Source organism: Alcaligenes sp. GW821-FHT11D07 (genome assembly GCF_058808495.1).
Window position 1 is genome coordinate 1,026,222 of record NZ_JBXART010000001.1, and the last position, 15,198, is coordinate 1,041,419.

A 15,198-nucleotide genomic window follows, 5' to 3' on the forward strand; every position below is an offset into this window, starting at 1 on the left:
CCTTTCCAGACCTAGTAAAAACCCTTAATATTGCAAACGTATTTCCATTCATGGAACAATCCAAATGAGTACCATTATCGCCGGCCCCCTGCTCAACGACATCGCCATCTTTGTGGAAGTGGCGCGCGCTCGCCACTTTAGTCGTGCAGCCCAAGCCCTTGGCATGCCTGTGTCCACCGTGTCACGCCGTATCCGCGAACTGGAAAAAGAAGTGGGTGTGGCCTTGTTAAAACGCAGCACTCGCAATGTCGATGTGACTGATGCGGGCCAAGTGTACTTCGAGCGTTGTCTGGCCGTTGTCGAGCAAGCGCGTCTGGCTCATGAGCAATTGCTGGATGTGGCTCAAACTCCCAAGGGCCGACTGCGCGTGTCCATGCCGGCCAGCTTCAGCATCATCTTGATGCCTGCCGTGATTCGGGGCTTTAACCAGCAGTATCCCGACATCGAACTGGAATTTGACCTGACCATTCGCCCTATTGATCTGCAGTCGGACAATTACGACTGCGTCATCCGCGTGGGGCCGCAGCCGGACTCCAGTACGGTTGCCACTATGCTGGGGCAAATTCGATTGGGACTGTATGCCACACGCAATTATCTGGATCGCAAAGGTCGCCCCAAGCACCCTTCGGAGCTGGCCAGCCACACCTGCATCAGCGCCCGCCCGTCCAGCCCGGACCGGATTTGGTCCTTGCGTGGCCCCAATCAAGAGCGCTATGACGCCGTGGTCAACGGCCCTATTACGGTCAATAACGCCATCATGATGCGCAAGCTGGCCGTCCATGATTTAGGTATTACGGCCTCCTCCTTGCTGGAACGCCGTCTGGACCCTGACTGTGCGTGTCTGGAACGCGTGTTGCCGGATTGGGAGTTCGCTCCTTTTCCGATTTTGGCCCTGCTGCCATCGCGACTGATGCCTCAAAAGACCCGTGTTTTCCTGAACTACATGCGTAATGAGCTGGAGCGCATGATGTCGCAACCGGAGTTGGATGTGACAACAGCCGGTCAAGCATTTGCGTAAGAAAATAAGTGCTATGGCTTTGCGCCTGTGTTGGGTACGATCGATCTATGCTATCTATAAGCGTTTAATGCGGGAGATCGTTGCCATGACAGGAGGACGCGCATGCTAGGCAAAATGCAAGGCTTGCTGGCTGGTTTAGTGATCAATATGGTCGTGGGAAGTGGCAGTGCCTGGTCGCAAACGGTACTGCTGGAAGCGGTAGAGCAAGGGGATAGCGCCAAGGTGCGCGAGATCTTGTCAGAAAAGCGTGCTCGCAACAGTGTGAACGTGCCTGATGAGCAAGGGCAAAGTCCTTTGCTGCGTGCCACTTGGCTCAACCATATTGATATTGCCAGGCACTTGATCCGCTCCGGTGCGGACGTTAATCAGGCCGATGCCATTCACGACAGCCCCTACCTGGTTGCGGGTGCAGAAGGTCGCCTGGAAATCCTGCGCATGACCTTGGAGAAAGGTGCTGACTTACGTAGTGTGAATCGCTATGGCGGAACGGCCTTGATTCCAGCGGCCGAGCATGGCTATGTGAAGGTGGTGGACCTGCTTCTTAAAGCCGGTGTCGATCCGAATCACGTCAATTTTCTGGGTTGGACGGCCTTGCATGAAGCCATTGTGCTGTCTGACGGTGGGCCGGATCATCAAGAGGTGTTGCGGCTACTCATCAAGGCTGGGGCGGATGTGAATTTGCCGGACCGGCAAGGTGTGTTGCCCTTGACCTTGGCCCGACAGCGCAGTCAGTCCGAAATGGCGCAGATTCTGGAACAAGCCGGGGCTCATCCATAAGGGCCGTGCTGGACTTGCTCGTTGCCCGTCTTTTTTTTAATCACAACAATAACGATTTTTATGTCTTCTTCTCAGACTGCCCGGGCGTCATCTTCGACGGGCGCACAGGCCAGCCCCGGTTTGTGGCTGGCTTTTGTCATTTTGGTCGGGCTGAATCTACGCCCTTTTTTAACCTCCAGTGGGACATTGGCACGGCAAGTGGCGCAGGGTCTGGATATGCCCTTGAGCAGTCTGGCCTGGCTGACCTTGTTGCCCATGATGGTGATGGGCCTGGGGGCCTTCTGTATGCCCTCCTTGCGACGCGTGATGGCTTTGCGCCATGTATTGATCACGTCCCTGCTCTTGCTGTGTTTGGGCTGTGTGCTGCGCTGGTTCGTCCCTAATGGCGCCAGCCTGATCGGTACTGCGCTGTTGTGCGGCCTGGGTGTCTCCTTGCTGCAGGCGGGTATGCCGGGTTTGATTAAAGAGCAGTTCCCCCGCCATATCGCCCAAGTGACGGGCGTGTACTCCGCTACCCTGATGGGGGGTGGCGCCTTGGGGGCACAGGTGACTCCCTGGATCAGCTCTTTGACCGATAGCTGGCGTATTGCGCTGGCCTTTTGGGCCTTGCCGATCAGTGTGGCCTTGTGGATCGCCTGGAAAGTCGTACCGCGTGAAGTACCCGGTGCAAAATTAGCCCCCCCTTCCCTGTCCTTATTGCGTCGCCCTCGTACTTGGACGCTGGTTCTGTGTTTTGGCTTGATTAACGGGGGGTACGCCTCTTTAGTCACGTGGCTGGCAACTTTTTATCAGGATCGCGGCTGGACCGCAGAGGCTAGCGGCAGTTTAGTCGCCGTCCTGTCGGTGGCGCAGGCCATTGCTGCTTTTGGTTTGCCGACCTTGGCTGCCAAGAACAAGGACCGTCGGATGTGGGTATGGTTGGCGCTGGCTTGCCAATGCATCGGCTTTCTGGCGTTTGCCTGGATACCCGATATGGCCCCCTATCTATGGGCCATCATTATTGGGATTGGTTTGGGCGGCTGCTTTTCCTTGCTACTACTTGTGGCTCTGGACCATTTCCCGGATGCGGCTCGCGCAGGAACCTTGAGTGCGCTGATGCAAGGGGGCGGCTTCCCGATTGCAGCTCTGTTTCCCATGATCAGTGTGCAGCTACGTGAAGTCAGTGGTGGTTTTCAGGCGGGCTGGATCGTGCATGCGGTGATGGCCGTCATTGTGGCCGTCATGGCCTGGAGTTTTCAGCCTGAGCGCTACGCACAGAAGATGAAAGCAGAAAGTTAAGCGCTGCTTAAGTTGATCTTTTCAGGCACTGCGGTTGTCCCTGGAGTGAATGAGGAGTTTGAGGCTTTATGCCAAGATACGGACTCCTCGTTTCGATAAAAACCAAGGAGACTGCAGTGGATCAACAAGTCATTATTTCGGGCGCTGGCCCTGTCGGATGCTGGTTGGCTTGCGAGCTGCAATTGGCCGGCGTACAGACCTTGCTGATTGAACAAACACAGAGCATCAGTCCCCAGTCTCGTGCGCTGACCATTCACCCAAGAACGATCGAGGTCTTTGCCATGCGCGGGGCACACCACGAAATGCTGCAAGAAGCCGTACGCATTCCCAGCGGGCATTTCGCGATATTCGAGCACCGCCTGGACTTCAAGACCTTAAACACCGATTTCGCCTTCACTTTGGTGATTCCACAGGCACGGATCACCGAGATTTTGCAAGCACGTGCGCTTGCCTTGGGGGCGCTTATCCGCCGTGGTGAAAAAGTGTGCCAGTTCACTGAAGATGCCCAAGGCGTCCACGTACTGATTGAAAACCAACAAGGGCAATATACGGCGAAAGCTCAATGGTTGATTGGTTGCGATGGAACACGCAGCACGGTACGTAAACAGGCAGAGATCGCCTTTCCGGGGACCGATGCCACCGTGTTCGGTTGGCTCAGCGATGTCACACTGAGCCATCCCCCCCAAGGCCCCTTGGTGGGCAAGTGGGGCTTAGAGGGTACGGCTTTGATTGCTCAACTTCCAGATGGCCAGCACAGGCTGGTCGGCGTGTCTCCTGATGAGGTGGGAGGTCCCCGGCCAGGAGAACTGTCTTTGGAGGAGTTACGGGAAAAAGTACGCGCTATTTTTGGAAGCGATTTTGGTTTGCATAGCCCGACTTGGCTGTCTCGTTATGGCAATGCCAGTCGTCTGGCCGAACATTACCGTCTAGGACGTATCTTGTTGGCTGGAGATGCTGCCCACCAGCATATGCCGGCTGGCGGCGTGGGCTTGAATGTCGGTATTCAGGATGCCATGAATCTGGGCTGGAAGTTGGCCGCGGTTATTAATGAATGGATGCCTGATTCCGTGCTGGATACCTATCACCATGAACGGCACCCCGTGGGCCAGGATGTGCTGGAGCATACTCAGGCGCAAACAGCATTAATCAGCAATTTTTCAATCGAAGGCAAGGAACTGCGCTCCTTATTAAACAACCTGATCAGACAAACCCCCGACTTGGAAAAAACATTGGCTGAGCGGCTGTCTGGACTGAGTGTGGCCTACCCCGCTTCTGATCCTCACGCTCACCCTTTGGTGGGACGGCGTGCCGCGAATCATTCCTTAGACGATGAACACAGTCTGTTTACGCTGCTTGAGCGCGGCGTCCATGTGCTGTTGATGTTGGGGACTCAAGCCCTGGCAGATATTCATAGCTCCGAACACTTCGGGGCGCGAGTCGTCCTGCATACTGTGGAGCCCCGTAGGTGGAGTCCGGCTTGGCACGGTGCTAGCGCCTTGTTGGTACGGCCTGATGGCCATATCGCCTGGGCCAGCGGTGAATCAGACCCTGGACGATTGCAGGTCCACATTGCCCAAGTGCTGGAACCGTTCTCACATCCTGTGCCCATGCGGCTTGGCGCTGTTGAAAATTCGCGCCTTAGTGCTTGATCTCTTGCACTGGAGGGGCTTACTTCGTGGCACCCGCCATAATCCAGCCTACGATTGCCTGGATGTCACTATCTGAAATGCCGGCATTGGCGGGCATGGGCATAGGACCGTAAACCCCTTGGCTACCCTGACGAATATGCTGGGCCAGGATCTGGGCATTGGCCGGGTCATCTTTGCGTTTGGCGGCGATTTCCTGATAGGCAGGACCGACTACTTTCCTGTCTACGGTGTGGCAGGCTAAACAGGCGTTTTTGGTTAAAACGTCTTTTACCGCATCGAAACTGGGCTCAGCTGCCTGCGCGCTTAAACCGGCTGTCATCAAGGATGTACAGACCAGCAGGTGCTTGAACTTCATAAGACTATCTCCTAAGTAATACGGCGCAGGATAAGACAGGCTTGAGAAATACTGCGCTTCTCTTTTTCTGCACAGGTTTTCGGCATATTTGCCGGCTCATGTGGCATTCACATCGAGATCATACGGGTATGATAGAACAGCCTTGGACAAATCAGAGGCGTCTTTGATGCTGATCAAGCAGCCCTGGTCGCTTATTCTGTAATGTCCTATTAGCAGTCATTGCTTCAAACTTAAACAGTTCACCCACTACAAGAGGTCTCCATGCTTAATGTTCTCGTCCCCGTTGATGGATCTGATGCTTCCACGCGCGCCCTGAAAGCAGCCGTTGATATTTTGGGGGGCAAGCCCGAAGCCACTTTACATGTGTTGGCCGTGCCGACCCCTATCGTGTCGGGCAACGTGAAGCGTTTCTTCTCGGACGACGTTCTGCAGGCCTACTACCAGGACGAAGGCAGCAACGCCTTGCTGCCTGCTCGTGCTGTATTGGCGGACTCGTCCCTGAAAGTGAAAGAAAGCATTGTGGCGGGTAATGCAGCCCAAACCATCAAAGAATATGTCGAGAAAAATAATATCGACCATGTCGTGATGGGCACACGCGGCCTGAGCGCTCTGCCTGGTCTGGTACTGGGTTCGGTGACCACCAAAGTGCTCAGCATGGTCAATGTGCCCGTCACCCTGATCAAGTAAATTGAACTGATTGTTGGTCCGCACAAACCAATAGAAAAGGCCGTCGAAACGACGGCCTTTTCTATTGGTTTGTGCGTTGTAAGGGGCTAATACAGGACGCTAATCACGGTTATCAGGACCCAAGAAAAATCAATTTTTTGTCTTGAATAGAGTCAGGGCTGTGTTTCAATATACGGAATATTGGCCAATAAAAATTTCCTTATGTCAGATTCCTCTTTACTTGATCACAACGCTCGTGCGTGGGACAAACAGGCGCAAACCGAAAGCCCCTGGTCCTTGCCTGTCAGCAGCGAGCAGGTGGAGCAAGCCCGGCGTGGCACGTGGCAGGTCCATTTATTGCCTTCCCCCGTGCCCGCCCACTGGCTGGGTGATGTTCAAGGCAAATCTATTTTGTGTTTGGCAAGCGCCGGGGGGCAGCAGGCCCCGATTCTGGCCGCTGCTGGTGCGCGGGTGACTGTGTTTGATTTGTCCGCCGGCCAGTTAGACAAAGACCGGATGGTGGTGGAGCGTGATGGTTTATCGCTGCTTGTGGAGCAAGGCGATATGTGCGATTTGTCGCGCTTTGAGTCCAATAGCTTTGATCTGATTCTGCACCCGGTATCCAACCAGTACGTGCCGGATATCAGCCAGGTTTGGCAAGAGTGCGCGCGCGTGTTGCGTCCAGGTGGGCATTTGCTGTCCAGCTTTTTCAATCCGGCCGTGTTTATTGCCGATCGTGATCCCGGCTATGCTCAGCAAGGCTTGATTCGCCCCACGTTCACCGTGCCCTACTCGGATTTGACCAGTCTGGACGCGGAAGCCTTACAGGCCAAGCAAGACAGAATGGAACCCTTGATCTTCGGTCATTCTTTGGCGCAGCAGATAGGTGGGCAGTTGCAGGCCGGTTTGCATCTGGTCGATTACATCGAAGAAATGCACCCCGCCCCGCGTTTTGAAATTGAAAAATACCTGCCCAGTTTCATTGCAACTCGTAGTTGCAAGCCGGTTTAGATAGTCAGGGTTGGGGCCGCAGGCGCAATAGCTGGCCGTTTTTCTCATCGGTCAGCACATAAATATAGCCGTCGGGCCCGACTCGTACATCGCGGATACGCTGCTTCAAATCTTGCAGCAGACGCTCTTCACCCACGATATGGCCTTCCTCTTCATCGAACTGCAGCCGTATCAAAGCCTGTTCCTTCAAAGCACCCACAAACAGACTGTGGTCCCACTCTGGTACACGCTCATCGTTATAAAACGCCATCCCGCTGATGGCGGGCGATACGGACCAGTAATGGAAGGGTTCAGTCAGCCCGTCAATAGGCGTTGGGCTGGCGCCCGGGACGGGCTTGCCATCGTAACCTTGGCCGTGTGTGCGCAAGGGCCAGCCGTAGTTGGCACCCGCTTTAATACGATTGAGCTCATCCCCACCTTGAGGACCATGCTCGGCCACCCATAGATCCTGAGTCCAGGGATTCCATGCCATACCTTGTGGATTGCGGTGGCCGTAGGACCAGATTTCTGTTCGGGCATTACCATGCCGTTGGCTGCGGAAAGGATTGTCCCGTGGCACCATCCCGTCTGGCCGGATACGCACGACTTTACCCTGCAGATGATCCAGTTCCTGCGCGGTGGACGGCTGATTGTTCTCGCCCAATGCGATATACAAGTCTCGGCCGCCTGGATCAAAAGCTAGTCGGGTGCCATAGTGTTGGCCCGTCGATAAGGCAGGCTCTTGACGGAAGATTGGACGAAAGGCATCGATGCGCTTCAGATCGGAGGACAGCACCCCATAGCCCACGGTAGTGGCCGAGTTTTGTTTGTCGCGGCGTTCGGCGTACGCCAGATAAATACGGCGGCTGCGGAAAAAGTCCGGGGCTAGAGCGACATCCAGCAAGCCACCTTGTGACTGAGCATGGACCTTAGGCACTCCAGCGATGGGCTCGGACAAGCCATTTTGTTCAGTCCAGACGCGAAGACGTCCGGGGCGTTCGGTAATCAAGATACCCGCATTGTTTGGCAAGAAGGCCATGGACCACGGGTGTTCCAAGCCATCGATCACCGTGTCGATTGTCACGGCTGGCCCGCTGATAACAGGGACAGGTTCGGACTGCGCCCAGCTTGATGCGGGTGTAATGGCGGATGCCAAGCCCAGGACGGTGGCCGCCAAGGCTAAGGACACACTAAAGGTTTTTTTTATACGCATAAGGCAGTGAAAGACGGATAGGTGAGATGAGGCATTCCCCTACTCTTTCATAGGGACAAACGGACCGCCTTGATCGTTTGAATTTCCGCTGGGAGCGGCAAACGGTTTCAAAGCGGTCCAACACCGGCGCTTAGCCTGGGTGGGTCATATCCAGTGGCACAATCCACTGGTCGTACTGCTCATTGTTCAGATGGCCCGATTTCAGCGCGGCTTCGCGCAGTGTCAGGCCTTCTTTATGGGCCATCTTGGCAATGGCGGCCGCCTTGTCGTAGCCAATGTGGCGGTTCAAGGCGGTTACCAGCATCAGGTTTTGGTCCAGATTGTGCTGAATTCGTTCCATGACAGGCTCCAGACCTTGAGCGCAATGCTCGTCAAAAGCCAGGCACGCATCACTGATCAGGGCAATGCTTTCCAACACATTGTGCACCATCACAGGCTTGTACACGTTCAGCTGGAAGTTACCTTGGCTGCCGGCAAAACCTACCGCGGCGTCATTCCCGTATACCTGCACGGCCACCATCGTCAGTGCTTCGCACTGAGTCGGGTTGACCTTGCCGGGCATGATGGACGAGCCCGGTTCGTTTTCAGGGATTTGCAGTTCACCAATGCCACAACGTGGACCGCTGGCCAGCCAGCGCACGTCGTTCGCCATCTTCATCAAGGCACCGGCCAGTGTACGCAGCGAAGCGGACAAGTTCACCAGCGCATCGTGGGCCGATAGAGCGAAGAATTTATTTTCAGCGGCTTCAAATGGCAGGCCAGTGATCTTGGCAATATGAGCAGCCGTGCGCTCACCAAACTGAGGATGCGCATTCAAGCCCGTTCCCACCGCAGTGCCGCCAATCGCCAGCTGATAAATGCCATCCAGCGCTTTGTCTACGGTTTGCAGGCCGAAGTCAATCTGGGCAACCCAAGCACCGATCTCCTGGCCCAGGGTAATGGGCGTGGCATCTTGCAAGTGGGTACGGCCGGTTTTGACAATGTTATTGAATTGCTTGGCCTTGGCAGCCAGTGTGTCGCGCAACTGGCCTACGTCTTTACGCAGGCGGCGCTGACACTCCAGGCCTACCGCAATGTACATGGCGGTGGGAAAAGTGTCGTTGGACGATTGGCCGCGGTTCACGTGGTCATTGGGGTGTACGGGCTTCTTGCTGCCCTTCTCGCCGCCTGCCAGTTCAATGGCGCGGTTGGAGATAACCTCGTTCACGTTCATATTGCTTTGTGTGCCAGAACCGGTCTGGAACACCACCAGCGGGAATTCGGTATCCCACTTGCCAGCAATCACTTCATCAGCGGCTTGCACAATCAGGCGGGCCAGGTCTTCAGGCAATTCGCCCAGTTCCTGGTTGGCAAGTGCAGTGGATTTTTTCAGGATGCCCAGCGACTCAATCATGCTGCGGCCCCACTGGAAGCGGTCGCGGCCAATGGGGAAGTTCTGGATCGAGCGCTGTGTCTGGGCGCCCCAATAGTGGTCGGCGGGAACCTCGATGGTTCCCATGGAATCCTGTTCAATACGTGTCGTACTCATCATGGCTCCTGTAGAAATAAGGGTAGCGAGTCAGTTCAAAAAAATGGGGTGTTCACGGCTGGCGCAAAAAGCGCGCAGCCCACACACAGGCGATATCGAGCATGCGGTTGGAAAACCCCCATTCGTTGTCGAACCAGACCAGCATATTGACCAGCCCGTCTCCATTGGTTCGGGTTTGCGAGCCGTCCACCACACCGGAGTGCGGGTTGTGATTGAAGTCGATCGAGGCATGGGCCTGATCGGAATAATCCAGAATACCAGGCCAGTTTTGTACCGCTTGCTGGAACAGCTGGTTGATTTCGTCCCGGTGCGTATCGCGCTCCAGATTGACCATCAGGTCAATGGCAGACACGTTCAGGATAGGGACGCGGATGGATTTGGCTTGTACCTTGCCTTTGAGCTGCGGCAGCAGGCGCTCTACCCCTTGCGCCAGACCCGTGGAGACTGGAATCATGGATTGCAAGGCGGAGCGCGTGCGGGCCAGATCGCTGCTGTGATAGCCGTCAATCATGGGTTGGTCATTCATGACCGAGTGCAAGGTGCTCAAAAAGGCATGGCGGATGCCAAAGGTCTTATCCAGTTCGGCCAGCACCGGGATGATGGCATTGGTGGTGCAGGAGGCATTGGAGACAATCAGTTCGGAGCCTTGAAGTTGCTCATGGTTGATGCCCAGGACTGCTGTGAAGTCTACATCCTGAGCGCTATTGCCCGGGTTGGACAGCAGCACGCGTGGGCAGCCGGCATCCAGAAATTGTTGCAGCTCGGCGCGCCTGCCAAAAGCGCCACTGCACTCGATCAACATATCCAGATTCAGGGATGCCCAGTCTATGGCTTTGGGGTCTGTTTCATGCAGCACCCGTATGGGTTTACCCGCCACTATCAGCTCATGCTCGTTGTGTTCTACCTGGGCTGGAAAAACGCCATGAGTCGAATCAAAACGCGTCAGGTACGCCATCGTCGCAATGGTGGCGGGCTCGTTAATGGCCACGACATCAAATTGCTGGCCTCGTGGCGACTCGTGAATAGCGCGCAGTAAACAGCGCCCTATACGGCCATAGCCATTGATCGCGATGCGGATGGGTCGGGGTAGCGGCATGGTCAGGGAATGTCAGAAAGTAATGGAGAATCCGCCGTCGACCACCACAATGTGGCCATTGACGTAGGAAGCGGCCGGAGAGGCCAGGAAAACAGCAGCAGCGCGGATCTCTTCGGGGCGAGCCCAGCGTCCCAAGGGATTACGGCCCACGACCAGCGGGCCTTTGATGGGGTCTTGCGCCAACGCAGCATTGCTTTCCGTGGCAAAGGTGCCGGGGGCGATTCCGTTACTGGTAATCCCCTGCCCGCCAAATTCTACTGCCAGCGCACGCACCATACCGGCCAACCCCTGCTTGGCAATGGGATAAATGGCGTCCCCAGGCCGGGCCAAAGGTCCAGCGATCGACGTCAACGTCAGGATGCGCCCGTGCTGTGTGCGGGCTTGCAGCATGGCTTGGGCGGCAAACTTGGACAGTTTCAGGGTGGCCAGCAGATCTACCTGAATCAGATGCTCAATATCATCCCAGGCGGCATCCTGCAGGCTGCTGCGAAGTCGAACCCCGACGTTGTTGACCAGGATGTCCGGTGTGCCAATCTTTTGGCACATGGCTTGATAGGAGTCGGCCAGAGAATCCAGGTCGGCTAGGTCCTGCTCCCAGACATCCACTTGGGCGCCGGCGGCTTTCAAGCCTTCAGCCAGCGGGGCCAGTTTGGCCGCCTGCCGTCCGTTCAAAATGACGTGGGCTCCGTGGGCCGCATAAGCACGGGCGATCTCCAAGCCTAAACCGGCTGAAGAACCCGTGACCAAAGCACAACGACCCGCTAGAGAGAAATTAGCTTGATAAGAACTTAAATCATTCATTATTTACAGCACATGACGCGGCTCACCGCGATGAAAAGCCGCGATATTTTCAATGAGCTGATCAGCCAAAGCCTGCATGGCTTCCTGGCTGGCCCAGCCTATATGCGGCGTCAAAATGTAATTTGGTAAATCCAGCAAACGCATCAGGATATGATCGGCCGGTGGGGGTTCAGGGACGCAGACATCAATGCCTGCCCCGCCCAGCCAGCCTTGCCGCAAGGCGTGATCCAGAGCCTGATTATCAATCAATCCGCCACGAGCCGTATTGATCAGTAAGGGGCGGCGGGCGGCCATGCGCTCAAACTCCGGTCTACCCAGCAGGTTTTGTGTCTCGGCTGTTAATGGACAATGCAGGGACAGGATGTCGGATTGTTCCAGCACCTGTTCGAAGGGCAAGCGGTCTTGGGCATTGCTGACAATGGTTTGGCCACGACGCTGGGCAAAGATGACTTTCATCCCCAAGGCGCGCCCCATGGTAGCTACTGCCTGCCCCAAGGAGCCGGAACCAATCAGTCCCAAGGTGGAACCCGCCAGATCGCGGATGGGATAGTCAAAATAGCAAAATTGTTGGGCCTCCTGCCAGCGGCCTTCCTTGACGGACTGGCGATAGGCGCAGATGTTGCGGCGCAAGGCAAAGATCAGGGCAAAAACATGCTCCGGAACACTACGTACGGCGTAGTCCCGAATATTGCTGACCACAATGTTCCGTTCGCGGGCGGCATCCAGATCGACATTGTCACTGCCGGTCGCCGCCAAGGCGATCATTTTCAGCTTGGGAGCAGCTTGTAAATGCTCTCGGCGCAGCGCGACTTTATTGCTGATCACAATGTCAGCATCTGCAATGCGTTCTGCTACTTGCTCGGGGCGGGTACGCCCATACACTTTCAGTTCGTGTTCGAAGGGAACCTGTTGAAGCGCTACGCTGTCAGACAAGGTTTCCCTATCCAGAAAAACAATACGAGTCAAAGAAGTCATGCCTGTCCTTGTCCTAAGTTGCCGTCTGGCGCCCTAGCCATATTTTCAACTGCATCATGCCCTTGCTGGGGATCATCATCCGATATAGTAATGGGATTGATGCAGGCTTGTCCCTTGTCTCACTCTCATAACCCTGTTTTATAGGTTATTGCCCATGCTCTTGTCCCTCTTGCTTTCTTTGGGTGCCCACGCCCTGATACCAGATAACGTCGCCACTGCCACTCCCCCACTGTACGACATTCGGGATTTCTTCCAGAATCCCAAGCGCAGCGGTTTCCGCATCTCCGATCAGGGGCGCATGATTGGTTTTATGGAGCCCGTCAAAATCGACGGCCATCCCGCCCGCCAGAACATTTTTGTGCAAGAGTTAAAAGGTAGCGAACCCGTAGGCGAAGCCCGCCGGATCACCGCCGAGCATCAACGTGATATTGCCGAGTACTTCTGGAAAGGCGACCAAACCGTTATTTTTGCCAAGGATGTCAATGGCGACGAGAACTACCACGTTCTGGCCGTCAATGTGTTGGATGGCAAAGTCACTGACCTGACGCCTTTGGATGGCGTACGCGCTGGTGTTCAAGATGACCTGCCCGATGACCCGGAGCACATCCTGGTCTCCCATAATGGTCGCAATCCCGAAGTCTTCGATGTCTACAAGGTCAATGTGTTGACCGGTGAAAGCACGTTGGCGGCCGAAAACCCCGGTGATGTACTGGGCTGGAGCACCGACCATCAAGGCCGTGTGCGCATGGCAATCTCCATCTCGGGTGTAGATTCCGAGCTGCGTTACCGCGATTCCGAGTCCGAGCCTTTCCGCAGTCTCTTGCAGACGGACTTCCGTACCGAAGTTAGCCCCCTCTTCTTTCACGCCGATAATCAGCGTTTTTACGCCTTGAGCAATCGCGGCCGTGACACCTTGGCCTTGGTGCTGATTGATCCTGCCAAGCCCGATGAGGAAGAGAAGATTTACGAATTGCCTGAGCACGATCTGATGGGGGCGGGCTATTCCCGCCTGCGTCAGGTACTGACTTCGGTGGACTACTACACTGACAAGCCCGGCCAGCATTTCTTCGATGAGCGCAGCGAAAAGATCCATGCCGCTATTGCTCGCCAATTGCCGGGTTACGAGATCAGCGTTCAGTCCATCACCCGTGACGAGAAGAAAATGATTGTGGCCAGCTACAGCGACCGCAATCCAGGCTCGCGCTATCTCTACGATGTGGACAGCAACAGCCTGCATAAACTGGCTGTTATCAATAGCGCTTTGCCAGAAAGCGATATGGCGGTGATGCATCCCATCGAATTTACCGCCCGTGACGGCATGAAGATCCACGGCTACCTGAGCCTGCCATTGGGCGTGCCCAGCCGTAATCTGCCCGTAGTGATCAATCCACACGGTGGCCCTTGGGCGCGCGATTACTGGGGCTTCAACCCCGAGGTGCAGTTTTTGGCCAACCGTGGTTACGCTGTTTTGCAGATCAACTTCCGCAGCTCCACCGGTTATGGTCGCAAGTTCTGGGAAGCGGGCTTCAAGCAATGGGGCCTGAGCATGCAGGACGACATCACCGATGGCGTCCAGTGGCTGATCGACCAGAAAATCGCCGATCCCAAGCGCATCGCCATTTACGGCGCTAGCTATGGTGGCTACGCGACTTTGGCCGGTATCGTCAAAACCCCGGAGCTGTACGCCGCCGCTGTGGATTACGTTGGTGTGTCCAACCTGCTGACCTTTATGAACACCATCCCGCCGTACTGGAAGCCGCTGCTGGTGAAAATGCACGCAATGGTGGGAGATCCAGAGGCCGACAAAGAATTGCTGGAGGCGAATTCCCCAGTTCTGCATGCCGACAAGATCCGCACTCCGCTGTTTATTGCCCAAGGTGCACATGATCCTAGGGTGAATAAAGCTGAGAGCGATCAAATGGTGGCGGCATTAAAAGCACGGGGTGTGGATGTGGAGTACATGGTCAAAGATAACGAGGGCCACGGTTTCCACAACGACGAGAACAAGTTCGAGTTTTATGAACGCATGGAGCGCTTCCTGGCGCGTCACTTGCATCCTTAACGGTTTTGGAGTGGCGCGAGCAGATCGCGCCATTTGTTTATCGCACTTTTGGAAAGAGAACTTATGAAACTGTATTACATGACTGGTGCTTGTCCTCTGGTGACCCGCATTGCTTTGGAGTGGATAGGCAAGCCTTTTGAATCCCAGCGCGTCAGCCGTGAGGAGTTGCAGCAGGAAGAATTCCTGAAGCTGAACCCCAGCGGTGCCGTGCCCGTGCTGGTGGATGGTGATCTGGTCTTGACGCAGAGCATCGCCATCCTGGAATACCTGAACGAGAAGAACCCCGATGCGAATTTGATCGGTAGCAGCATCGAGCAACGCTTTGAAGCCCGTCGCTGGCTGGCTTTCTTGAATGCTGAAATCCATCGCAATGTGGGTGTGATATTTGCTACACAGCGCTACGCCGATCAGGAAGCGACTCAAGCCGAAGTCAAAGCCAAGACCGCTGCCCTGCTGACCAAGCAATTGGGTGTCATCGACAAGCACTTGGAAGGCAAAGAAACCTTGTCAGGCTCCTTGTCTGTGGCTGATGCCTACCTGTACGTGGTTCTGCGCTGGGCTGGCCTGATGAAGCTGGACCTGTCGGGCATGAAAAACCTGAATGCCTTCTTTGCTCGTATGGAGCAGAACGAAGGCGTGAAAGCGGCTCTGCGTGGTGAGGGCTTGCTGAAGGATTGATCCTGATGCTTCGCTGATAGGAAAAAGAGCCTCCTTAAGGAGGCTCTTTTTTTATGATGACTGCTTCTGTCGCCAACACTGATAGCTATACCGGGCACCAAGGTATTTTAAG

14 protein-coding genes are annotated in these 15,198 nt (G+C 55.4%); 8 read left to right on the forward strand and 6 right to left on the reverse strand.

The features are described from left to right. Positions 1–64: 64 nt before the first annotated feature. From AC1RSM_RS04695 to AC1RSM_RS04710, 4 genes are all read left to right on the forward strand, one after another. Positions 65–1,018: a LysR family transcriptional regulator gene (locus AC1RSM_RS04695; protein WP_492929948.1), complete on the forward strand. Its 954-nt coding sequence runs from the start codon at positions 65–67 to the stop codon at positions 1,016–1,018. 102 nt (positions 1,019–1,120) lie between these two features. After that, positions 1,121–1,795 (forward strand): ankyrin repeat domain-containing protein, encoded by a 675-nt coding sequence (locus tag AC1RSM_RS04700; RefSeq protein WP_492929950.1) that lies wholly within the window; start codon positions 1,121–1,123, stop codon positions 1,793–1,795. Positions 1,796–1,855: 60 nt separating this feature from the next. Beyond that, positions 1,856–3,073 carry a cyanate transporter gene (locus AC1RSM_RS04705; protein WP_492929952.1) on the forward strand — a complete coding sequence of 406 codons (1,218 nt, stop codon included), beginning with the start codon at positions 1,856–1,858 and terminating at the stop codon, positions 3,071–3,073. A gap of 116 nt (positions 3,074–3,189) precedes the next feature. Next, a complete protein-coding gene (locus tag AC1RSM_RS04710; protein WP_492929954.1) occupies positions 3,190–4,722 on the forward strand; it encodes an FAD-dependent monooxygenase in 1,533 nt (510 codons plus the stop codon). A 19-nt stretch (positions 4,723–4,741) separates the two neighbouring features. Here AC1RSM_RS04710 and AC1RSM_RS04715 read toward each other — a convergent pair whose 3' ends face one another. Next, positions 4,742–5,077, reverse strand: a complete 336-nt coding sequence (locus tag AC1RSM_RS04715; protein WP_492929956.1) for a c-type cytochrome — start codon at positions 5,075–5,077, stop codon at positions 4,742–4,744. Between the two features lie 261 nt (positions 5,078–5,338). Here AC1RSM_RS04715 and AC1RSM_RS04720 point away from each other — a divergent pair, with 261 nt between their 5' ends. Both AC1RSM_RS04720 and AC1RSM_RS04725 read left to right on the forward strand, forming a co-directional pair. Then, positions 5,339–5,764 (forward strand): universal stress protein, encoded by a 426-nt coding sequence (locus tag AC1RSM_RS04720; RefSeq protein WP_492929958.1) that lies wholly within the window; start codon positions 5,339–5,341, stop codon positions 5,762–5,764. 201 nt (positions 5,765–5,965) lie between these two features. Continuing rightward, positions 5,966–6,754 carry a class I SAM-dependent methyltransferase gene (locus AC1RSM_RS04725; protein ID WP_492929960.1) on the forward strand — a complete coding sequence of 263 codons (789 nt, stop codon included), beginning with the start codon at positions 5,966–5,968 and terminating at the stop codon, positions 6,752–6,754. 4 nt (positions 6,755–6,758) lie between these two features. On the opposite strand, the gene AC1RSM_RS04730 is transcribed toward AC1RSM_RS04725, so the two are convergent. The 5 genes from AC1RSM_RS04730 to AC1RSM_RS04750 form a co-directional block, all read right to left on the reverse strand. Continuing rightward, positions 6,759–7,922, reverse strand: coding sequence for a PQQ-dependent sugar dehydrogenase (locus AC1RSM_RS04730; protein WP_492931457.1), 1,164 nt, complete (start codon positions 7,920–7,922; stop codon positions 6,759–6,761). Positions 7,923–8,076: 154 nt separating this feature from the next. Continuing rightward, positions 8,077–9,474, reverse strand: a complete 1,398-nt coding sequence (fumC, locus tag AC1RSM_RS04735; RefSeq protein WP_492929962.1) for a class II fumarate hydratase — start codon at positions 9,472–9,474, stop codon at positions 8,077–8,079. Between the two features lie 52 nt (positions 9,475–9,526). Continuing rightward, entirely contained in the window at positions 9,527–10,570 is a 1,044-nt protein-coding gene (locus tag AC1RSM_RS04740; RefSeq protein WP_492929964.1) for a type I glyceraldehyde-3-phosphate dehydrogenase, read from the reverse strand. A 12-nt stretch (positions 10,571–10,582) separates the two neighbouring features. Further along, the gene (locus AC1RSM_RS04745; RefSeq protein ID WP_492929966.1) at positions 10,583–11,371 is read right to left on the reverse strand and encodes an SDR family oxidoreductase; all 789 of its coding nucleotides are present in this window, start codon (positions 11,369–11,371) and stop codon (positions 10,583–10,585) included. Between the two features lie 3 nt (positions 11,372–11,374). Further along, the gene (locus AC1RSM_RS04750) at positions 11,375–12,346 is read right to left on the reverse strand and encodes a D-2-hydroxyacid dehydrogenase (RefSeq protein WP_492929968.1); all 972 of its coding nucleotides are present in this window, start codon (positions 12,344–12,346) and stop codon (positions 11,375–11,377) included. A gap of 154 nt (positions 12,347–12,500) precedes the next feature. Here AC1RSM_RS04750 and AC1RSM_RS04755 point away from each other — a divergent pair, with 154 nt between their 5' ends. Together AC1RSM_RS04755 and AC1RSM_RS04760 are read left to right on the forward strand one after the other, a co-directional pair. Beyond that, positions 12,501–14,408: a S9 family peptidase gene (locus tag AC1RSM_RS04755; RefSeq protein WP_492929970.1), complete on the forward strand. Its 1,908-nt coding sequence runs from the start codon at positions 12,501–12,503 to the stop codon at positions 14,406–14,408. A gap of 63 nt (positions 14,409–14,471) precedes the next feature. Further along, a complete protein-coding gene (locus AC1RSM_RS04760; protein ID WP_492929972.1) occupies positions 14,472–15,086 on the forward strand; it encodes a glutathione S-transferase family protein in 615 nt (204 codons plus the stop codon). The last annotated feature ends 112 nt before the right edge of the window (positions 15,087–15,198 follow it).